General features: G+C 74.3%; 16 protein-coding genes. 8 read left to right on the top strand and 8 right to left on the bottom strand.

All coding sequences use genetic code 11. The features are described 5' to 3' along the window. Positions 1–15 precede the first annotated feature (15 nt). Positions 16–1,227, top strand: a complete 1,212-nt coding sequence (locus RND61_RS22015; RefSeq protein WP_391653892.1) for a hypothetical protein — start codon at positions 16–18, stop codon at positions 1,225–1,227. On the opposite strand, the gene RND61_RS22010 is transcribed toward RND61_RS22015, so the two are convergent. Beyond that, a complete protein-coding gene (locus tag RND61_RS22010; protein ID WP_315879759.1) occupies positions 1,199–1,579 on the bottom strand; it encodes a DUF192 domain-containing protein in 381 nt (126 codons plus the stop codon). The genes RND61_RS22015 and RND61_RS22010 overlap by 29 nt on opposite strands. Positions 1,580–1,929: 350 nt before the next feature. Here RND61_RS22010 and RND61_RS22005 point away from each other — a divergent pair, with 350 nt between their 5' ends. Next, positions 1,930–2,727: a prepilin peptidase gene (locus tag RND61_RS22005; RefSeq protein WP_315879758.1), complete on the top strand. Its 798-nt coding sequence runs from the start codon at positions 1,930–1,932 to the stop codon at positions 2,725–2,727. 333 nt (positions 2,728–3,060) lie between these two features. On the opposite strand, the gene mgrA is transcribed toward RND61_RS22005, so the two are convergent. Continuing rightward, a complete protein-coding gene (gene mgrA / locus RND61_RS22000) occupies positions 3,061–4,098 on the bottom strand; it encodes an L-glyceraldehyde 3-phosphate reductase (RefSeq protein ID WP_315879757.1) in 1,038 nt (345 codons plus the stop codon). 116 nt (positions 4,099–4,214) lie between these two features. Between mgrA and RND61_RS21995 the strand changes: the two genes are divergently transcribed. The 5 genes from RND61_RS21995 to RND61_RS21975 all read left to right on the top strand — a co-directional run bounded on the left by RND61_RS21995 (position 4,215) and on the right by RND61_RS21975 (position 10,063). After that, positions 4,215–4,976, top strand: coding sequence for an isoprenyl transferase (locus RND61_RS21995; protein ID WP_315879756.1), 762 nt, complete (start codon positions 4,215–4,217; stop codon positions 4,974–4,976). A gap of 343 nt (positions 4,977–5,319) precedes the next feature. Then, complete coding sequence (locus RND61_RS21990) at positions 5,320–6,642, top strand: PhoH family protein (protein ID WP_315879755.1); 1,323 nt, start codon at positions 5,320–5,322, stop codon at positions 6,640–6,642. A 454-nt stretch (positions 6,643–7,096) separates the two neighbouring features. Then, complete coding sequence (locus RND61_RS21985) at positions 7,097–7,816, top strand: aggregation-promoting factor C-terminal-like domain-containing protein (protein WP_315879754.1); 720 nt, start codon at positions 7,097–7,099, stop codon at positions 7,814–7,816. Between the two features lie 100 nt (positions 7,817–7,916). Continuing rightward, a complete protein-coding gene (locus tag RND61_RS21980; protein WP_315879753.1) occupies positions 7,917–9,311 on the top strand; it encodes an AI-2E family transporter in 1,395 nt (464 codons plus the stop codon). Then, positions 9,308–10,063, top strand: coding sequence for a hypothetical protein (locus RND61_RS21975; RefSeq protein WP_315879752.1), 756 nt, complete (start codon positions 9,308–9,310; stop codon positions 10,061–10,063). The genes RND61_RS21980 and RND61_RS21975 overlap by 4 nt, the downstream gene beginning before the upstream one ends. 301 nt (positions 10,064–10,364) lie before the next feature. Here RND61_RS21975 and RND61_RS21970 read toward each other — a convergent pair whose 3' ends face one another. After that, the gene (locus RND61_RS21970) at positions 10,365–10,904 is read right to left on the bottom strand and encodes an alkyl hydroperoxide reductase (RefSeq protein ID WP_315879751.1); all 540 of its coding nucleotides are present in this window, start codon (positions 10,902–10,904) and stop codon (positions 10,365–10,367) included. 23 nt (positions 10,905–10,927) lie between these two features. Continuing rightward, a complete protein-coding gene (locus RND61_RS21965; protein ID WP_315879750.1) occupies positions 10,928–11,482 on the bottom strand; it encodes a peroxiredoxin in 555 nt (184 codons plus the stop codon). A 130-nt stretch (positions 11,483–11,612) separates the two neighbouring features. Here RND61_RS21965 and RND61_RS21960 point away from each other — a divergent pair, with 130 nt between their 5' ends. Then, positions 11,613–12,581: a hydrogen peroxide-inducible genes activator gene (locus tag RND61_RS21960; protein WP_391653880.1), complete on the top strand. Its 969-nt coding sequence runs from the start codon at positions 11,613–11,615 to the stop codon at positions 12,579–12,581. A gap of 89 nt (positions 12,582–12,670) precedes the next feature. Here RND61_RS21960 and RND61_RS21955 read toward each other — a convergent pair whose 3' ends face one another. The 4 genes from RND61_RS21955 to RND61_RS21940 form a co-directional block, all read right to left on the bottom strand. Then, the gene (locus RND61_RS21955) at positions 12,671–14,995 is read right to left on the bottom strand and encodes an FtsX-like permease family protein (protein WP_315879749.1); all 2,325 of its coding nucleotides are present in this window, start codon (positions 14,993–14,995) and stop codon (positions 12,671–12,673) included. Between the two features lie 119 nt (positions 14,996–15,114). After that, positions 15,115–15,831: an ABC transporter ATP-binding protein gene (locus RND61_RS21950; RefSeq protein WP_315879748.1), complete on the bottom strand. Its 717-nt coding sequence runs from the start codon at positions 15,829–15,831 to the stop codon at positions 15,115–15,117. Then, positions 15,828–16,361, bottom strand: a complete 534-nt coding sequence (locus RND61_RS21945; RefSeq protein WP_315879747.1) for a PadR family transcriptional regulator — start codon at positions 16,359–16,361, stop codon at positions 15,828–15,830. Before RND61_RS21945 ends, RND61_RS21950 begins: the two co-directional genes overlap by 4 nt. A gap of 85 nt (positions 16,362–16,446) precedes the next feature. After that, positions 16,447–17,409 (bottom strand): endonuclease/exonuclease/phosphatase family protein, encoded by a 963-nt coding sequence (locus RND61_RS21940; RefSeq protein ID WP_315879783.1) that lies wholly within the window; start codon positions 17,407–17,409, stop codon positions 16,447–16,449. Positions 17,410–17,494: the final 85 nt, after the last annotated feature.

The raw sequence follows: 17,494 nt of genomic DNA, 5'->3' as shown, positions 1-17,494 counted from the left end.
AATCGGCCGGTGCCCTTGGACCGAACGGCCCCACCCGCCCGGACAGCCGCGGCGGACGAAGACCCCCGCCCCGGCCACCCCAACCGCCCTGGTCACCCCGACGGTCCCGGCCGCCCGAACCGTCCCGGTCGTCCGAACGCCGCCGCCCTCGCGCTGCTGGGCTACGCGGCGGCACGCCTCACCGGTCTCGCCGTCCTCTTCGGCGCGGCCACTGCGAGCGGGGAGGACGCGTGGCACCGGCTCATGGGCCGCTGGGACGCCGTCTGGTACACCCGCGTCGCCGAGCGCGGATACGGCCACGAGATCACCCTCCCGGACGGCACCGTCCACTCCGACCTGGCGTTCTTCCCGCTGTTCCCCGCCCTGGAGCGCGCCCTGTCCGCGGTGCTCCCGATCGGCGTCGCCCCCGCCGGGCTGGTCGTCGCCTGGACGGCGTCGCTCGTCGCCGCCTGGGGTGTCTACGCGGTCGGCGCGCACGTCGCCGGACGGCGCGCCGGTGTCGTCCTGGCGGTGCTGTGGGGCGTGTACCCGACGGCGTTCGTGCAGTCCATGGCGTACACGGAGACGCTGTTCACGGCGTTCGCCGCCTGGTCGCTGTACGCCGTGCTGCGCGGCCACTGGATCCGGGCGGGCGTCCTCGTGGTGCTGGCCGGGCTCACCCGGCCCTCCGCCGTCGCGCTGATCGCCGCGCTCGGCGTCGCCGCGCTCGCCACCGTCGTCCGGGAGCGCCGCGTCACGCCCGGGCTCGCCGCCGGGGTGCTGCTGGCGCCGCTGGGCTGGTTGGGGTACGTCGTGTACGTCGCCGTACGGACCGGCAGCCCCACCGCGTACTTCGACGTCCAGGCCGGCTGGGGCAACCGCATCGACGGGGGCGCCGCCCTCGCCCGGTTCGTCCTGGCGCAGCTGACCGGGCCGCAGCCGCTCGCCGGGGTGGGGCTCCTCGCGGCGTTCGCGGTGCTCGGCTGGGCGGTGTGGCTGTGCGTGCGGCAGCGCCACCCGCTGCCGGTCCTCGTCTACACCCTCGCCGTGGTCGCGGTGTCCCTCGTCGGCGCCGCGTACTTCGGCTCCCGACCGCGCCTGATCATGCCCGCGTTCCCGCTGCTGCTCCCGGCGGCCGTCGCCCTCGTCCGGCTGCGCCCCCGGTACGCGGGCGCGGTGCTGGCCGTGTCGGCGCTGGCCTCCGCCGTGTACGGGGCGTTCACGCTGCTCGGTCCGGGTCCGCCGTGACCGGCACGTCCACGGTGAGCCGGACGCCCGGCCGCACCCCCCAACGCTCCATCGCCCCGGCCTCCGCCTCCAGCACGTGACGGGCGCGCGGCCGGGGCAGCCCGAGCCGTCCCGGCGGCATCGCCGGGACGACGGCGAGGACCGTCAGGTCGCGGTCCAGGTACGCCACGTCGATCGCGAACCGCATCCGGAAGGTGTGCACGCTCCCGCACGGCGTCAGCAGCATCGCCCCGTCGATCCCGTCCCGCCCGAGCAGGCCCCGAGCCCGCGCCCGGTACGAGGCCGCGATCTCCACCGGCACCGCCCCGCCGCCACCGACCCGCAGGGTGCCCGTCCCGTTCCGCCATCCCATGTCCCGCACGGTAGGCCGCCGGACCGCCCCGCCGCAGGGTTTCGCCGCCGGCCCGCTCTTTTGCCACAGGCTTTCGCCCCCGTGCCGCCCCGCCACCGCAGGGTTCCGCCCCCGCGTCGCCCTGCCGCCATTCCCATCGCCCCCGTCACCCCACCGCCCCGTCACCCCCTCGCCTCACCTCCTCTCCCCTCACCCCTTCGTTCCCCCTTTCCTCGCCGCCCCCGGCGCCGCCCCGCTTCCTCTCGGCTCCTCACCACTCCGCCCCGTCGCCCGGTCGCCCCGCCCGCCGGGAACATTCCGGCCGTCCCGCCCCGTGACCCGCCGGGCCACGCCCTTCTAGGGTCGGCGCTGTGTACGCCACGCTGATCGCCGTCGCCGCCCTGTGGGGCGCCGCCGCCGGGCTGCTCGTGCGGCGCGCCGCGCACCGGCTCGCCGTCGAACCGGACGAGCCCTGGCGCGACGCCTGCCCCGCCGGGCACGGCTACGCCCCCGGGCCGCGCGGCTGGCTGGGCCCCGCGCACTGCGCCGGCTGCCCGCCGCCCGTACCCCGCACCCCGCGCCGGGCCTCCGCACCCCGTGCCCCGCGCCGGGTCCCGGCCGTCGCCGTGTCGCTCCTGGCGCCCGCGCCGCTCACCGGGGCCGTCGCGTGCGCGCTGCTCGCCGCGGCCACCGGGGGGCGGCCCGAACTGGTGGTGTGGCTCCTGCTGGCGCCGTTCGCGCTGCTCCTCGCGGCCGTCGACCGGCGCGTGCACCGGCTGCCCGACCACCTGACCCTGCCGCTCGCCGCCGCCGTCCCGCTCCTGCTGGGTGTCGCCGCGCTGCTCCCGGGCCGCGCCGGGTCGTGGCGGCTGTCCGTGCTGGGCGCGCTCGCGCTGGGCGGCGCCTACCTGGTGCTGTTCCTCGTCAACCCGAACGGCATGGGCTTCGGCGACGTGAAGCTCGCGTTCCCCCTGGGCGCCGCGCTCGGCTGGTACGGCTGGCCCGCGCTGCTGGCGGGCGCCTTCGCGGGGTTCCTCTTCGGCGCCGCGTACGGCCTGGGGCTCGTCGTGCGCCGCCGCGCGACCCGCAGGAGCGCCATCCCCTTCGGCCCCTTCATGATCGGCGGAGCCCTCCTGGGCCTCCTCCTCGGCGCCCTCGCCCACCCGTAGGTCCCCACCCCCGCGTGGCCCCCCAGCGCCTCGCCCCCGCTCCCGCGTGGCCCCCGGGCGCCCCGCCCCCGCCCCCGCGCGGGCGGCCCTCCGCACGCCCCGCCGCCCCGCCGCCCGGACGTCAACCGGGGGCCCGCGCCGCGGGGTCCCCCCTGCGGAGGACGGCCGGGGACGGGGCCCGCGCCCGTACCGCAGCCACGCGTTTCCGGAGCGTAGCGCCGGCATGTCGTGGCACCCACCACGCCTTATGAAGGGTTATGGTGGAAACCCCCCCTCGGGCCGGTCCGTATCCCCCCCCACGGACCGGCCCGTTTTTCATGTCCCGGTCCCGGGTCAGCTCCGGGCGGCCCAGATGTTGACCCCGGCCGTGTCGACGGCGAAGGAGTCGATCTCCGTCAGCTCCTCCCGCGTCAGCGGCGGCCCGTCCAGCGCGGCGACGTTCTGCTCCAGTTGCGCCACGCTCGACGCGCCGATCAGCGCGGACGTCATCCGCTCGTCGCGCAGCACCCAGGCGAGCGCGAGCTGTGCCAGCGTCTGGCCGCGGCGCCGGGCGATCCCGTCCAGGCCGTGCAGCCGCCGGACGACGTCCTCGGAGATCAGGCCCGGGTCCAGCGACTTGCCGAGCGAGGCCCGCGAGCCCTCCGGGATGCCCTCCAGGTACTTGTCGGTGAGCATGCCCTGGGCGAGCGGCGCGAAGGCGATGCAGCCCATGCCCTCCGCCTCCAGCGTGTCGAGGAGGCCGTCCTCCTCCGTCCACCGGTTGATCATGGAGTACGACGGCTGGTGGATCAGGGCCGGAACGCCCATCTCGCGCAGCAGCCGCGCGGCCTCGGCGGTCTGCTCGCTCGTGTACGAGGAGACGCCCGCGTAGAGCGCCTTGCCCTGCTGGACGGCGGAGGCCAGCGCGCCCATCGTCTCCTCGAGCGGGGTGTTCCGGTCGAAGCGGTGCGAGTAGAAGATGTCGACGTACTCCAGGCCCATCCGCTTCAGCGACGCGTCGAGCGAGGACAGCAGGTACTTGCGGGACCCCCATTCGCCGTACGGGCCCGGGTGCATCAGATACCCCGCCTTGGTGGAGATGACCAGTTCGTCCCGGTACGGCCGGAAGTCCTGGGCGAGGAGCCTGCCGAAGTTCAGCTCGGCGGAGCCGGGCGGCGGGCCGTAGTTGTTCGCCAGGTCGAAGTGGGTGACGCCGAGGTCGAACGCCCGGCGCAGGATGGCGCGCTGGGACTCCAGCGTGCGGTCGTCGCCGAAGTTGTGCCACAGGCCCAGGGAGACGGCGGGGAGCTTGAGGCCGCTGCGGCCGACGCGGCGGTACTCCATGGAGTTGTACCGGTCGTCGGCGGCGCGGTGGAGAGGGGAAGCGGACATGCGTTTTCCCTATCACGGACTTGTGACCCACCGGGTTGGGCCACCGCCCGGAGCGCCCAGTAAGGTGGCGGGCCTCGGGGACGGCCGCGGTGCCCCGTACGCGAGAGGTGAGATCGGTGAACTTGCGCGACCTGGTGTACAGGCTCTACGCGCGCCGGGTGGAGGGCCGCCTCGACCACGCCCAGGTGCCCAAGCACATCGGCGTCATCCTCGACGGGAACCGGCGCTGGGCGAAGGCGTCCGGCGGCACCCCCGAGCAGGGCCACAAGGCCGGGGCCAGCAAGATCATGGAGCTGCTCGGCTGGTGCACGGAGACGGACGTCGAGGTCGTCACGCTCTGGATGCTCTCCACCGACAACCTGAACCGCCCCGAGGAGCAGTTGGTGCCGCTCCTCGGCATCATCGAGGACGCGGTCCGCAGCATCGCGGCGGACGGCCGCTGGCGCGTCCACCACGTGGGCACGATGGACCTGCTGCCGTCGCGCACGCAGTCGGTCCTCAAGGAGGCCCAGGAGTCGACGCGGCACATCGACGGGATACTCGTCAACGTCGCCGTCGGCTACGGCGGGCGCCAGGAGATCGCCGACGCGGTGCGCTCCCTGCTGCTCGACCACGCCGAGAAGGGCACCTCCTTCGAGGAGCTCGCCGAGATCGTCGACATCGACATGATCGCCGAGCACCTCTACACGCGCGGCCAGCCCGACCCGGACCTGGTGATCCGCACCAGCGGCGAGCAGCGGCTGTCCGGCTTCATGCTCTGGCAGAGCGCGCACTCCGAGTACTACTTCTGCGAGGTCCACTGGCCGGCCTTCCGCAAGGTCGACTTCCTGCGGGCGCTGCGCGACTACGCCGCCCGCCACCGCCGCTACGGCACCTGACCCACCGGGGCGGACGCCCCGCGACCCCTTTCCGAGCCGGGCCGTCGAAGGACGCGGCCCGGCTCCGGCACGTCCCGCCGGACGGGGTGTCATATGCCAAGGGCGCCACGGGCATGGCCCGGTGGCAACAGGGGCATATCCCTTGCAGAGTGAGCGGTACGGAGCCCGCTCGCCCGGGAGGCCCCTTGCGCCAGGACAACCGCGCGGCACCGGTCCGCGGTCGGAGCGGAGGGCCGGAGACACGGCCCGTGCATCGTGGCCCGATCCCGGTCCGTCCCACCGCGACGCCGCAGCAGTCGCAACCCGACCTCATGCGCCTCTAAAAGAGGGGGTCTGTCCTTCCGTGGTGACCAGCACTAAGCGCCGTCCCGACGACCGGCGCACCTACGTCCTCGACACCAGCGTCCTGCTGGCCGACCCCAACGCCCTGACCCGCTTCGAGGAGCACGAGGTCGTGCTGCCCGTCGTCGTGGTGACGGAACTGGAGGCCAAGAGACACCACCCGGAGCTCGGCTACTTCGCCCGCCAGGCGCTGCGCCTCCTGGACGACCTGCGCGTACGGTACGGCCGCCTCGACGCCCCCATCCCCGTGGGCGACCTGGGCGGGACCCTGCGCGTGGAGCTCAACCACTCGGACCCGGGCCTCCTCCCGGCCGGTTACCGCCTCGGGGACAACGACTCGCGCGTCCTCGCCGTGGCGCGCAACCTCCAGGCGGAGGGGTACGACGTCACCGTCGTCTCCAAGGACCTGCCGCTCCGCATCAAGGCGTCCTCCGTGGGCCTCCTCGCCGAGGAGTACCGCGCCGAGCTCGCCATCACCGACTCCGGCTGGACCGGCATGTGCGAGCTGCCGCTCTCCGCCGAACAGGTGGACCTCCTCTACACCCAGGAGACGCTGTACGTGCCCGACGCGGCCGACCTGCCCGTGCACACCGGTCTCGTCCTGCAGTCCGAGCGCGGCAAGGCGCTCGGCCGGGTCACGGCCGACGGCTCGGTACGGCTGGTGCGCGGCGACCGCGAGGCGTTCGGCATCCGGGGCCGCAGCGCCGAGCAGCGCATCGCCCTGGACCTGCTGCTCGACCCGGACGTCGGCATCGTGTCGCTCGGCGGCCGGGCCGGCACGGGCAAGTCCGCGCTCGCGCTGTGCGCCGGCCTCGAAGCCGTCCTGGAGCGCCGCCAGCACCAGAAGGTGATGGTCTTCCGCCCGCTGTACGCGGTGGGCGGGCAGGAACTGGGCTACCTGCCGGGCACCGAGGCCGAGAAGATGAACCCCTGGGCGCAGGCCGTCTTCGACACGCTGTCCGCGGTGACGTCGCGCGAGGTCATCGAGGAGATCACGGCCCGCGACATGCTGGAGGTCCTGCCGCTCACCCACATCCGCGGCCGCTCCCTGCACGACGCGTTCGTCATCGTGGACGAGGCGCAGTCCCTCGAACGCAACGTCCTGCTGACCGTGTTGTCCAGGATCGGGACGAATTCCCGTGTCGTCCTCACGCATGACGTCGCCCAGCGGGACAACCTGCGGGTGGGGCGGTACGACGGGGTCGTCGCCGTGGTCGAGAAGCTGAAGGGGCACCCGCTGTTCGCGCACGTCACGCTCGCCCGGTCCGAGCGCTCCCAGATCGCCGCACTGGTGACCGAAATGCTCGAAGACGTCCACGTCTGAGTACGAGGGGGCGGGAGGGGTCACAGGGTGACCGCGAACTGATCGGCCGCCAGTCAAGAGGAACACAACGGAGTTGGATCCGTGGGCGCCGCCCGGTGAAGCGCGAGAGCGTAGCCGGGCGGCGCCGCGTTGCGCACCCCTTTCGGCGAAACTCCCATGACGGACCGGGTGTGAGCTTTCACACGCGGCGAAGAATTGCCTTGCGTCCGCGCCTTCCGGCAGAGTCTTGCTTCCGTCAGGCCCCGCATACGGCACAGCCACATCCCCAGGGACCCGTGGCAGCACAACTCAACAGCCGTCCGCCGTATGCCGCCCGAGCACCACGCGGCGCTCCCCCAGGGGAGTCGCCCACCGGGCCCGTGTCCCCCGTGACCCAGCAAGTGGGGGGACCAGTGCCAGGGGCACGATCGCGCCCGCGAGGTCACCCGTGCGGGCGATGCTGGAAGGAAACCGTGTGAGCCGGATCTCGGTCCGGGGATTCGCGGTGGCGTCGGCCACCGCGGTCACCACTGTCGGCGCCGTCGTCGGTGTCGCCGCGGGCGACCCGCAGGCGACGCAGCCGGAGAAGTTCGAGGCGACCGCCGCCGACGCGACCCTCCTCGCCGACATACCCGCCGGGCAGCAGGCGCAGGTCCAGGTCGCCTCGCTGACGCAGCAAGCCGAGGCGCAGGCCGCCGAGGCCGACACCGCCGCCCAGCAGTCCGCCTGGGAGGCCGCGCGCCTCCAGGCGGCCAAGGACGCCGAGGCGAAGAAGGCCGCCGCCGAGGAGAAGGCCGAGAAGGAGCGCAAGGAACGCGAGGACCGCGAAGCACGCGAGGCGCGCGAGCGGGCCAGCCGCGACGCGGTCCGCGACGCGTCGTCCTTCGCCGCCCAGTCCTCGTACTCCGTCGCCGAGGTGCAGGCCATCGCCCGTCAGATGGTGCCGGGCGGCCAGTTCCAGTGCTTCAGCAACATCGTCGACCACGAGTCGAGCTGGAACTACCGCGCCCAGAACCCCTCGTCCGGCGCGTACGGCCTGGTCCAGGCGCTCCCCGGGTCCAAGATGGCCTCCGCGGGCGCCGACTGGCGGACCAACCCCGCCACCCAGATCAAGTGGGGCCTCAACTACATGAACGACCGCTACGGCAGCCCCTGCGGCGCCTGGTCGTTCTGGCAGGCCAATCACTGGTACTGACAGCGACGCCCGACTTCCCCGAGCCCCTCGCCGTCCTACGGCGAGGGGCTCCGTGCGTGTACGGTCGGGAGACCGCAACCCCGGGGGAACAGGGAAGATCATGTCGAAAGTGCCAGGGTGGCTCGGCCGGCTGGGTGCCGGACTGAGCCGGGTGGGACAGCGGATCGAGGAGCGCCGCGCGCGGGCCGAGGCGGAGGCCGACGCCCCCATCGGCGTGTCCCCGACCGGGGACGCGCCGGGGAGGCCGGCCGCCGGGGCCGCCCACGGAACGGGAGCGCCGGGCGACAGCCACGCGCCCGACATCGTCCCCGCGCCCCCCGCGTACGCGCCCGCCGTCGCCGCCCGGCCCGACCCGGCGGCCGCCGTCCCCTGGGGGGTGCGCGTCGCCGCCGAGGCCGGCTGGCGGCTGCTCGTCCTCGCGGGCACGCTGTGGGTGGTGATGAAGGTCATCAGCACGGTGCAGCTGGTGGTCCTCGCCTTCGTCGCCGCGCTGCTCATCACCGCACTGCTCCAGCCGACCGTGAGCCGGCTGCGGGGGTTCGGGCTGCCGCGCGGGCTCGCCACGGCGGTCACCGCCATCCTCGGCTTCGTCGTCATGGGCCTCGTCGGCTGGTTCGTCGTGTGGCAGGTCATGGACAACCTCGGCAACGTCTCCGCGCGCGTGCGGGACGGCATCGAGGAGCTGAAGCGCTGGGCGCTGGACAGCCCGTTCCACGTGACCGAGAGTCAGATCAACGACATCGCCCAGAACCTCAGCGACACGATCGGCACCAACACCGAGGAGATCACCTCCGCGGGCCTCACCGGCGTCACCGTCATGGTCGAGGTGATGACCGGGATACTGCTCGCGATGTTCTCGACCCTCTTCCTGCTCTACGACGGGAAGAAGGTCTGGCAGTGGTTCCTCAAGCTGGTACCCGCCCAGGCCCGGCCGGGGGTCGCGGGCGCCGGGCCGCGCGCCTGGCGCACCCTCACCGCGTACGTGCGCGGCACGGTGATCGTCGCCCTCATCGACGCGATCTTCATCGGGCTGGGCATCTACTTCCTCGACGTGCCGCTCGCGGTCCCGCTGGGCGTGTTCATCTTCCTCTTCGCCTTCATTCCGCTGGTGGGCGCGGTGATCTCGGGCGCCCTCGCGGTCGTCGTCGCGCTCGTCACCAACGGCGTGTTCACGGCGCTGATGGTCCTCGTCGTCGTGCTGGCGGTGCAGCAGATCGAGGGACACGTCCTCCAGCCGTTCATCCTCGGCCGGGCCGTACGGGTGCACCCGCTGGCCGTCGTGCTGACCGTCTCGGCGGGCGGCCTCGTCGCGGGCATCGGCGGCGCGGTCGTCGCGGTCCCGCTGGTCGCCGTCACCAACACGGTCGTCGGGTACCTGCGCGCGTACAGCGAGGAGCAGGCCCTGCGCCGCCTCGCGGCCGCGCACGCCCCCACCCCCGCGCCCCCGCCGGGCGGTGGGGGCGGCGGCGGTCACGAGCGGCCGGAGACCGAGTGATATCCGAACCCGAACTGCTCGACGACGAAGGCGACCCGCCGCGCGGCGCGGCGCCGGCCCGCGGACCGGAGGGCGGCGCCCCGGCGCCCGGGCGGGGCGGGGCGCGGTACCGCCGGCCCTGGCTGTGGGCGCTCGGCGGCGCGCTGGGCGCGTCCGCGCTGTGGGCGGCCGGCCTCACCGCGTACCAGACGCGCGGACCGGACCTCGGCGGCTACCGCGCGACCGAGGCCCTGTGCGCGGAGGCACCGCTGTCGGCGCTGGTCACCGCCCTGGGCGAGCGCGGCGCCACCACCGGCGCCGACACGTACGAGCACCCGGTGCTCGACCGGGCGTACTGCTCGGTGCAGTTGGGCGAGCCCCCGACCGGCTACGACGCGAGCCTCCGGTACCAACTGCACAAGGAGAGCGATCCGGGACCGGAATTCGGGGCGGTGCAGGGCCGGGCCGCCGTGCCGGGGGAGCCCGCCCCGGAGCCGGTGCCGGGGCTGGGCGACGAGGCGTACTTCAGCGTCAGCGGCGGGACGTACGCCGAGCTCGTCGTCCTGGACGGGCCCGCCGTGATCGGGCTCTCCGTCAGCACCGCGCTCCACGAGTACCTCGACGACACGGGCGATCCGCCCGCCGAGTCGACGCACGCGCCGCTCGACGGGGTGAAGGAGTTCATGGTCGAGGACGTGCGCGCGCTCATGGAGCGCCTCCGGTCCCCGGCGCCGTCCGACCTCGCCGGCACGCCCTCGCCCGACGCGGGTTGACGCTCCGCGCCGGACGGTGCTCCGCGCGGGACGGCGGAGGGTGCGGGACGGGCGGATGGCGCCTCGCGCGGGATGACGCCGCTCGGGGTGGGGTGGCGCCCGGCGTGGGAGGCGTCCGGTGTGGGATGGTGCCCGGCGCGGGAGGGCGGAAGGGCGCGGGACGACGGAGGGCGCCGGGCGGCGAGGGAGTGCCGTACGGCGGAAGCGCGCTGAACCGTCGGCGAAGGGCGCGGTACGGCGGAAGGGCCCCACCGGCCGATGCCGGTGGGGCCCTTCGCGCTTCGCGTACCGGGCCGGCCGATTACTCGGCGGCGGTCAGGACCGCTTCCGCGTCCAGCGTCGCGCCGACCGCCTGGATCACCGCGGCGATCTTGAACGCCTCCTGGATCGTGTCGCGCTCCACGCCCGCCTTGCGGAGCACCTGCTCGTGCGAGTCGAGGCACTGGCCGCAGCCGTTGATCGCGGAGACGGCGAGCGACCACAGCTCGAAGTCGACCTTCTCCACACCGGGGTTGCCGATGACGTTCATCCGCAGGCCGGCGCGCATCGTGCCGTACTCCGGGTCGGAGAGGAGGTGGCGCGTCCGGTAGAAGACGTTGTTCATCGCCATGATGGCGGCGGCGGACTTGGCCGCGTTGTACGCCTCCGGCTTGAGGTTCTCCCTCGCCTCCGGCTCCAGCTCCGCCAGCACCTTCGGGGAGCGCGAGGCGATCGCGCACGCCAGGACGGTGCCCCACAGCTGCTGCTGCGGGAGGTCGCTGTTGCCGATGACCGAGCCGAGGTTGAGCTTCAGGTCCTTCGCGTAGTCCGGTACGGCGGACTTCAGGGCGTCAAGAGACATGGTGATTCACTCGTTCCGGTTGGTCACTCGCCGGCCAGCAGCTTGACCGGGTCGAGGGTCTCGTCGCCCTTGCTCCAGTTGCACGGGCACAGCTCGTCGGTCTGCAGGGCGTCCAGGACCCGCAGGACCTCCTTGGGGTTACGGCCGACGGAGCCGGCGGTCACCATGGTGAACTGGATCTCGTTGTTCGGGTCGACGACGAAGACGGCGCGCTGCGCGAAGCCGTCCTCGCCCTGGACGCCGCACGCCTGCATCAGCTCGTGCTTGGAGTCGGCGAGCATCGGGAAGGGCAGGTCACGCAGGTCGTCGTGGTCCTTGCGCCAGGCGTGGTGGACGAACTCCGAGTCGCCGGAGACGCCGAGGATCTGGGCGTCGCGGTCCGCGAACTCGTCGTTCAGCTTGCCGAACGCGGCGATCTCGGTCGGGCACACGAAGGTGAAGTCCTTCGGCCAGAAGAACACCACGCGCCACTTGCCCTCGTAGGACTTGTGGGTGATCTGCTCGAACTCCTTGCCGCTCTCCAGCGACACGCAAGCGGTCAGGTCGTACGTGGGGAACTGGTCACCGACAGTGAGCACACGCTCTCCTAGTGGCGGGGATTGCCCTTGTGGGGGCATCCGTGGGGGCTGGACGATCGTCAGCATGGCACGGCGTGCATTGATCAGTGAAATAGCTAGACTGGGTCACGTTGATCGAAGGCGGTTATCAGTGATCTCCCCCGCGCATCCCGCGCAAAAAGGAAAACAGCCGAGTCTGGCGCAGCTCAGGGCCTTCGCGGCCGTGGCCGAGCATCTCCACTTCCGGGATGCCGCCGCCGCGATAGGGATGAGCCAGCCCGCGCTTTCGGGCGCGGTTTCGGCTCTCGAAGAGGCACTCGGTGTCCAGCTCCTTGAGCGTACGACGCGCAAGGTGCTGCTCTCGCCGGCGGGGGAGCGGCTCGCCGTCCGCGCCAAGGCGGTGCTGGACGCGGTGAGCGAGCTGATGGAGGAGGCCGAGGCCGTGCAGGCCCCGTTCACGGGCGTGCTGCGCCTCGGCGTGATCCCGACCGTCGCGCCCTACCTGCTCCCGACGGTCCTGCGGCTCGTCCACGACCGCTATCCGGACCTGGACCTCCAGGTCCACGAGGAGCAGACGTACTCCCTGCTGGAGGGGCTGGCCGCGGGGCGGCTGGACGTGCTGCTGCTCGCCGTGCCGCTGGGCGTGCCCGGCGTCACCGAGCTCCCGCTGTTCGACGAGGACTTCGTCCTGGTCACCCCCGAGGGCCACCGGTTGGGCGGCCGTACCGACATCCCCCGCGACGCGCTGCGCGACCTGCACCTGCTGCTGCTCGACGAGGGCCACTGCCTGCGCGACCAGGCCCTCGACATCTGCCGTGAGGCCGGGCGCACGGACGGCGCGGCGGTCACCACGACGGCGGCCGGGCTGTCGACGCTGGTGCAACTGGTCGCGGGCGGACTCGGGGTGACGCTGCTGCCGAGGACGGCGGTGAAGGTCGAGACCGGGCACAACCCGAGCCTGGTGACCGGCTGTTTCGCGGACCCGGCCCCGTCCCGCCGCATCGCCCTCGCGATGCGCACCGGCGCGGCGCGGGCCGCCGAGTTCGAGGAACTCGCCGAGGCGCTGCGGGGGGCCCTGGTGTCCCTGCCGGTACGGGTGCTCCCGGCCGGGGCCGGATAGGCCGGAGCGGGCGGGCCCGGGCCGGATGGGTCGGGCGGGCGCCTGCCCCGGCCCGCCCGGCGGGCGCCCGCCGTTCGCCCCGGGCGCGCCTACTCGGTGCGCAACCCGTCCGCGCGCATCAGGCGCCACAGCGGCGGCAGGCTCAGCAGCGCGACCCCCAGCAGCAGTGCCGCGCCCAGGCCCGCGACCGGCAGGAACACCCACCAGCCCGCCACCGCCTTGCCCATGCCCCGTACCAACGCCAGGCCCAGCAGCAGCCCGCCGCCCACGGCGAGGCCCATCCCCAGCGCGACCGGCACCGCCGTCTGCCACAGCACCGACCACCCCAGCGTGGCGCGCCGGGCCCCGAACGCGACCAGCGTGGACAGCGATCGCCGCCGCTCGCGGAGCTGTTCCACCGTCGACACCAGCAGCGACAGCGCGATCAGCGCCATCGTGGCCGTCGCCGCCGCCAGCACGCCGGTTCGGACGCTGGTGTACTGCCGGTCCCGCTCGACGTCCTGGACGGTCACCACCCGGATCAACGGGTCGAACCGCGCGGCCGCGTTCCGCGCGTGCTCGGCCGCGTCCGGCACGGCCGGGTCGAGCCGTACCATCGCCGTCGCCTCCGGGTCCTCCAGCAGCCCGGCGTCCAGCGCGCCGTGCGTGGCGTAGATCCCGAACGGCATCCACCCCATCGGGTCGCGCCGCGCCTCCACCACCCGGGCCGACTCCGGGATGCGCCACAGGACGGGCCGCTCCCCCTCGTCGCGCAGGTCGACCACGGCGCCCGGCCGGGCCGTCTTGGCCAGGTAGTCGTCCGGCGGCCCGTCGAGCCCGTGCGCCCGGGCGATGAACACGTCGCCGTCCCGACACGACGGCAGCTCGCCCAACTCCCGCAGCGACGCGCAGTCCCCGACCTTCAGGGCGGTCGTCGGCGCGAAGTCCTCACCCGCGCGGGGCGGGCCCGGGCGCCGCGCGCCCCCCTCGATGGTGGCGATGACCCCGGCGACCCCCTCGGCGTCCTTCACCCCGTCGATCAGCGCGCCCGCCGCACGGCTGTCCTTCGCGGCGGTCCACATCTGGAGTTGGGCGCGCGCCCCGTCCATGGCGGTGGGCCTCATGAAGTCGCTCTGCACGGCGCCGAACACCATCTGCAGCGCGATCGCCCCGGCCGCCGCGACGACGATGCCGCTCACCGCGCGGGCCGCGGTGCCGCTGCCCGTCTGGAGCCGGCGGGTGGCGAGCTGCCAGGACGGCGGCCCCCCGCGCAGCCACCGCACGGCCGCCTCGACCAGCCACGGCAGCAGCGCGGTGAGCCCGGTCAGCGCGAGGACGGCTCCGGCGGCGACCCGGTACGTGTCGAGCGGCGCGGACACGGCGTCCAGCCGCTCCCCGGGCACCAGCAGCAGGACGAGCCCGGCGGCCACCGGGACCATCCGCCACCACACCCGGCGCGGCCGGGGCGCCCCGCCCCGTACGACACCCAGTGGCTCCAACGCGATCCCGCGCAGCGCGAACAGCGCCACCGCGACCGCGCACAGCGGCACCGCCACCACGACGGCCGCCACCAGCGCCGGCTCCGGCACCAGGTCGCCCGGGAAGGCGTTGACGTCCCACACCGTGACGCGGCCCGCGAACGGCCGGCCCAGCAGGAAGAACACCCCGCCCAGCAGCAGGCCGAGCACCGCCCCGGCCAGCGCCTCGCCCGCCGCGATCCGCCGCGTCATCGCGGTGTCGGCGCCCATCAGGCGCAGCGCGGCCAGCCGCCGGTCGCGCCGCTCCCCGCCGAAGCGGACCGCCACCGCCACGTACACCAGCACCGGCAGCAGCAGCACCACGCAGGCGACCGTCACGACGAGGACGAGCGTCGCGTCCAGCGGCCGCTTGCCCTCCCCGTGCCCGAAGTGGTCGGCGCGGGACACCCGGGGCGCGTCGGCGACGCCGGGATCGTGGACGTACAGGAAGAGCTCACCGGGCCCGGCGAGACCCGCGTCGCCGATCGTGCCGGCGATCCGGTACGGGAAGCGGTCCTTCAGCAGTGCCCCGCCGGGGGAGGCGAGCAGCTCGGCGAGCGCCGGCGACACGACCATCTCACCCGGCCCCGGCAGTTTCGCGACACCGGGTGGTACGGGGGCACGGGGGCCGTCGGGGCGCAGGGCCACGCCGTGGACGGTGTCCGTACGGAAGAGCGTGGACACCTCCGTGTGGAGGAAGGAGCGGTCCGAGACGGGCGCCGTGTCGAAGGACGCCTGCCGCGCGTCGGTGCGGTCCTCCCGGCCCTGCAGCATCTGCGGGACGGACGCGGCGACGAACAGCAGCGCCACGCCCAGCCCGACGCCGATCGCGGTGAGGGCCGTACGGACCCGGGCGGCGCGACCGCCCGCGACGGCGAACCGCGCGCCGAACGCGAAGTCCCGCAGGACGCCGCGCACTTTGCGTCCGCTGCGTACTCCGCGCCCGCCGTGCCCGTCACGTCCGTCATGCCCGCGTCCGTCACGCCCGTCGTGCTCGCCGTGTCCGTCGCGTATTCCGCGCCCTTCGGTCGCCGCGCTCATGCCGCGCCCGCCGTGTCCCGCACCCTGCCGTCGCGGACGACGACCTCGCGGTCCGCGTACGCGGCGACGCGCGCCTCGTGCGTGACGAGGACGACGGCCGCACCGGTGTCCCGGGCGGCGTCGGTCAGCAGCTCCAGCACCCGCTCGCCGTTGAGGGAGTCGAGGGCGCCGGTCGGCTCGTCGGCGAAGACCACGCGCGGCGCGGTGACCAGGGCGCGGGCGACGGCGACGCGCTGGCCCTGGCCGCCGGAGACCTCGCCGGGCCGCTTGCCGCCCACGTCGGCGGCCTCCAGGCGCTCCAGCCACTCCAGCGCCCTGCGCTCGGCGGCCTTGCGGCGCTCACCGGCGAGGCGCAGCGGCAGGGCCACGTTCTCCACGCACGTCAACTCCGGCACGAGCTGCCCGAACTGGAACACGAACCCGAAGTCGCCGCGGCGCAGCGCGCTCCGCCCGGCGTCCGACAGGGCGGTGAGCTCCCGCCCGTCGTACACGACGGTGCCCGCGTCGGGGCGGACGATCCCGGCGAGGCAGTGCAGCAGCGTCGACTTGCCGGAGCCGGACGGGCCCATGACGGCGACGACCTCCCCGGCGCGGGCCGTGAAGGACGCCCCGGCCAGCGCGGTGGTCGGCCCGTACGCCTTGTGGAGGTCCTCGGCGCGCAGCAGCGGCCCCGCCGCCCCGCGGACCGACCGGTTCGGTACGGGCGTCGTCATCCGGCCGTCCCCCGCACCGTCGCGGCGAGCTGGTCGAGGCGGGCCGCGGTCAGTTCCAGCCAGCGAAGATCGGCTTCCAGGTGGAACAGCGCGTGGTCGCAGATCAACTGGTCGGCCAGGTCACCGCCCTTCTTGCGGCGGGTCAGCTCCCGCATCAGCCGCAGGTGCTCGGTGCGCTGGGCGTCCAGCAGGTCGGTGGCGCTGCGCCCGGTGAGCAGGGCGAGCACGACCTTCGTGTAGAGCGTCGACTGGAGGTACGGCTCGGGCTTCTCCGGGCTGGTCAGCCACTGTTCGACGTCGGTGACGCCGGCCTCGGTGATCGCGTAGCGCTTCCGTTCGGGGCCGTCGCCCGGCTCGACGGCGTCGACCTCCACGAGCCCGTTCCTCAACAGGCGGGACATGGTCGAGTAGACCTGGCCGTAGTGCAGCGGCCGGTCGTGGCCGAACTTCTCGTCGAAGGCGCGCTTGAGGTCGTAGCCGTGGCGCGGCCCGGACTCCAGGAGCCCGAGGAGGGTGTGACCGATGGACATGGCGCCACTATACATATCGTGTATACGCAGGGTGCATAGCTGTCCTGTTCGGTACCCCCGCCTGCCCGGGGCTGCCCGGGCCGGGCTAGTACGCGAGGCGGGCGGCGACCGGCAGGTGGTCGGAACCGGTCGCGGGCAGCGTCCAGACGTGGACGACCTCGGCGCGGCGGGCCATGACCTGGTCGATGCGGGCGAGGGGCGCCGACGCCGGCCAACTGAACGCCAGCCCCGTGCCCGCCGTGTCGAGGCGCGAGGTCAGGGGGGAGAGGCCCCGGTCGTCGACGGTGCCGTTCAGGTCGCCCAGCAGGACCACCCGGTCCAGCCGCTCGGCGGCCAGGGCGGCCCCGAGCAGCTCCGCGCTCTCGTCCCGGCGGGCCGCGTCGAAGCCGCGCTCCGGGCTGAGCCGTACGGACGGCAGGTGCGCCACGTACACGGCGATGTCGCCGCGCGGGGTCGCCGCCGTGGCCCGCAGCCCGCGCCGCCACCCGGCGTCCACGCCCCGGGGCCGGATGTCCAGGGCCCGCGCGTCCGTCAGGGGGTGCGCCGACCAGAGGCCGACCGTGCCGCGCACCTCGTGGTGCGGGTACCGGGCCGAGAGCGCCGCCCGGTACGCGGGCAGCGCCGCCGGGGTGACCTCCTCCAGTGCGATCAGGTCCGGCCGGGGGGCCATCAGCGCCCGCGCCGTACCGGCCGGGTCGGGGTTCTCGTCGCCGACGTTGTGCTGCACCACCGTGAGGCCGTGCCGTACGTCGGGGCCGGGCGCCAGCAGCACCCCGAAGTGCCCGCCCCACGCCATGGTCGGCAGCAGCGCGGCGAGCAGCGCGGTCGCCGAACGGCGCACCAGGGCGGCGGCCACGAGCACCGGCACGGCCAGGCCGAGCCACGGGAGGAAGGTCTCCAGCAGGCTCCCCGGCCGGCCGGGCAGGTCCGGCACGGTCGCGTGGAACACGATCAGCCAGGCGACCAGCGCGGCGAGCCCCGCGATCACCCGCCCTCGGGACCAGGCCGAGCGCCCCCGGCCGTCCCGCCCCCACCGCGCGCCCCGCACCACCCGATCGCCCCCGTCGCCGCCCGTCTCCGCCCCCTTCACGCGTCCGACACCCGTCGTAGGGTGACGCGTCGGCCCCCTTCGC

Origin of the sequence: Streptomyces tamarix (assembly GCF_032423885.1) — a bacterium.
In the GTDB taxonomy this organism is placed as follows: Bacteria; Actinomycetota; Actinomycetes; order Streptomycetales; family Streptomycetaceae; genus Streptomyces; species Streptomyces tamarix.
Note: the sequence above shows the minus strand (reverse complement) of the source record. Positions and strands in the feature narration are given on the sequence as shown.

Coding starts and splice junctions, on each gene's coding strand:
- RND61_RS22010 (WP_315879759.1), bottom strand. CDS start 1,579: ATGGGATGGCGGAACGGGACGGGCACCCTGCGGGTCGGTGGCGGCGGG.
- mgrA (WP_315879757.1), bottom strand. CDS start 4,098: ATGTCCGCTTCCCCTCTCCACCGCGCCGCCGACGACCGGTACAACTCC.
- RND61_RS21980 (WP_315879753.1), top strand. CDS start 7,917: ATGTCGAAAGTGCCAGGGTGGCTCGGCCGGCTGGGTGCCGGACTGAGC.
- RND61_RS21970 (WP_315879751.1), bottom strand. CDS start 10,904: ATGTCTCTTGACGCCCTGAAGTCCGCCGTACCGGACTACGCGAAGGAC.
- RND61_RS21950 (WP_315879748.1), bottom strand. CDS start 15,831: ATGACGACGCCCGTACCGAACCGGTCGGTCCGCGGGGCGGCGGGGCCG.
- RND61_RS21945 (WP_315879747.1), bottom strand. CDS start 16,361: ATGTCCATCGGTCACACCCTCCTCGGGCTCCTGGAGTCCGGGCCGCGC.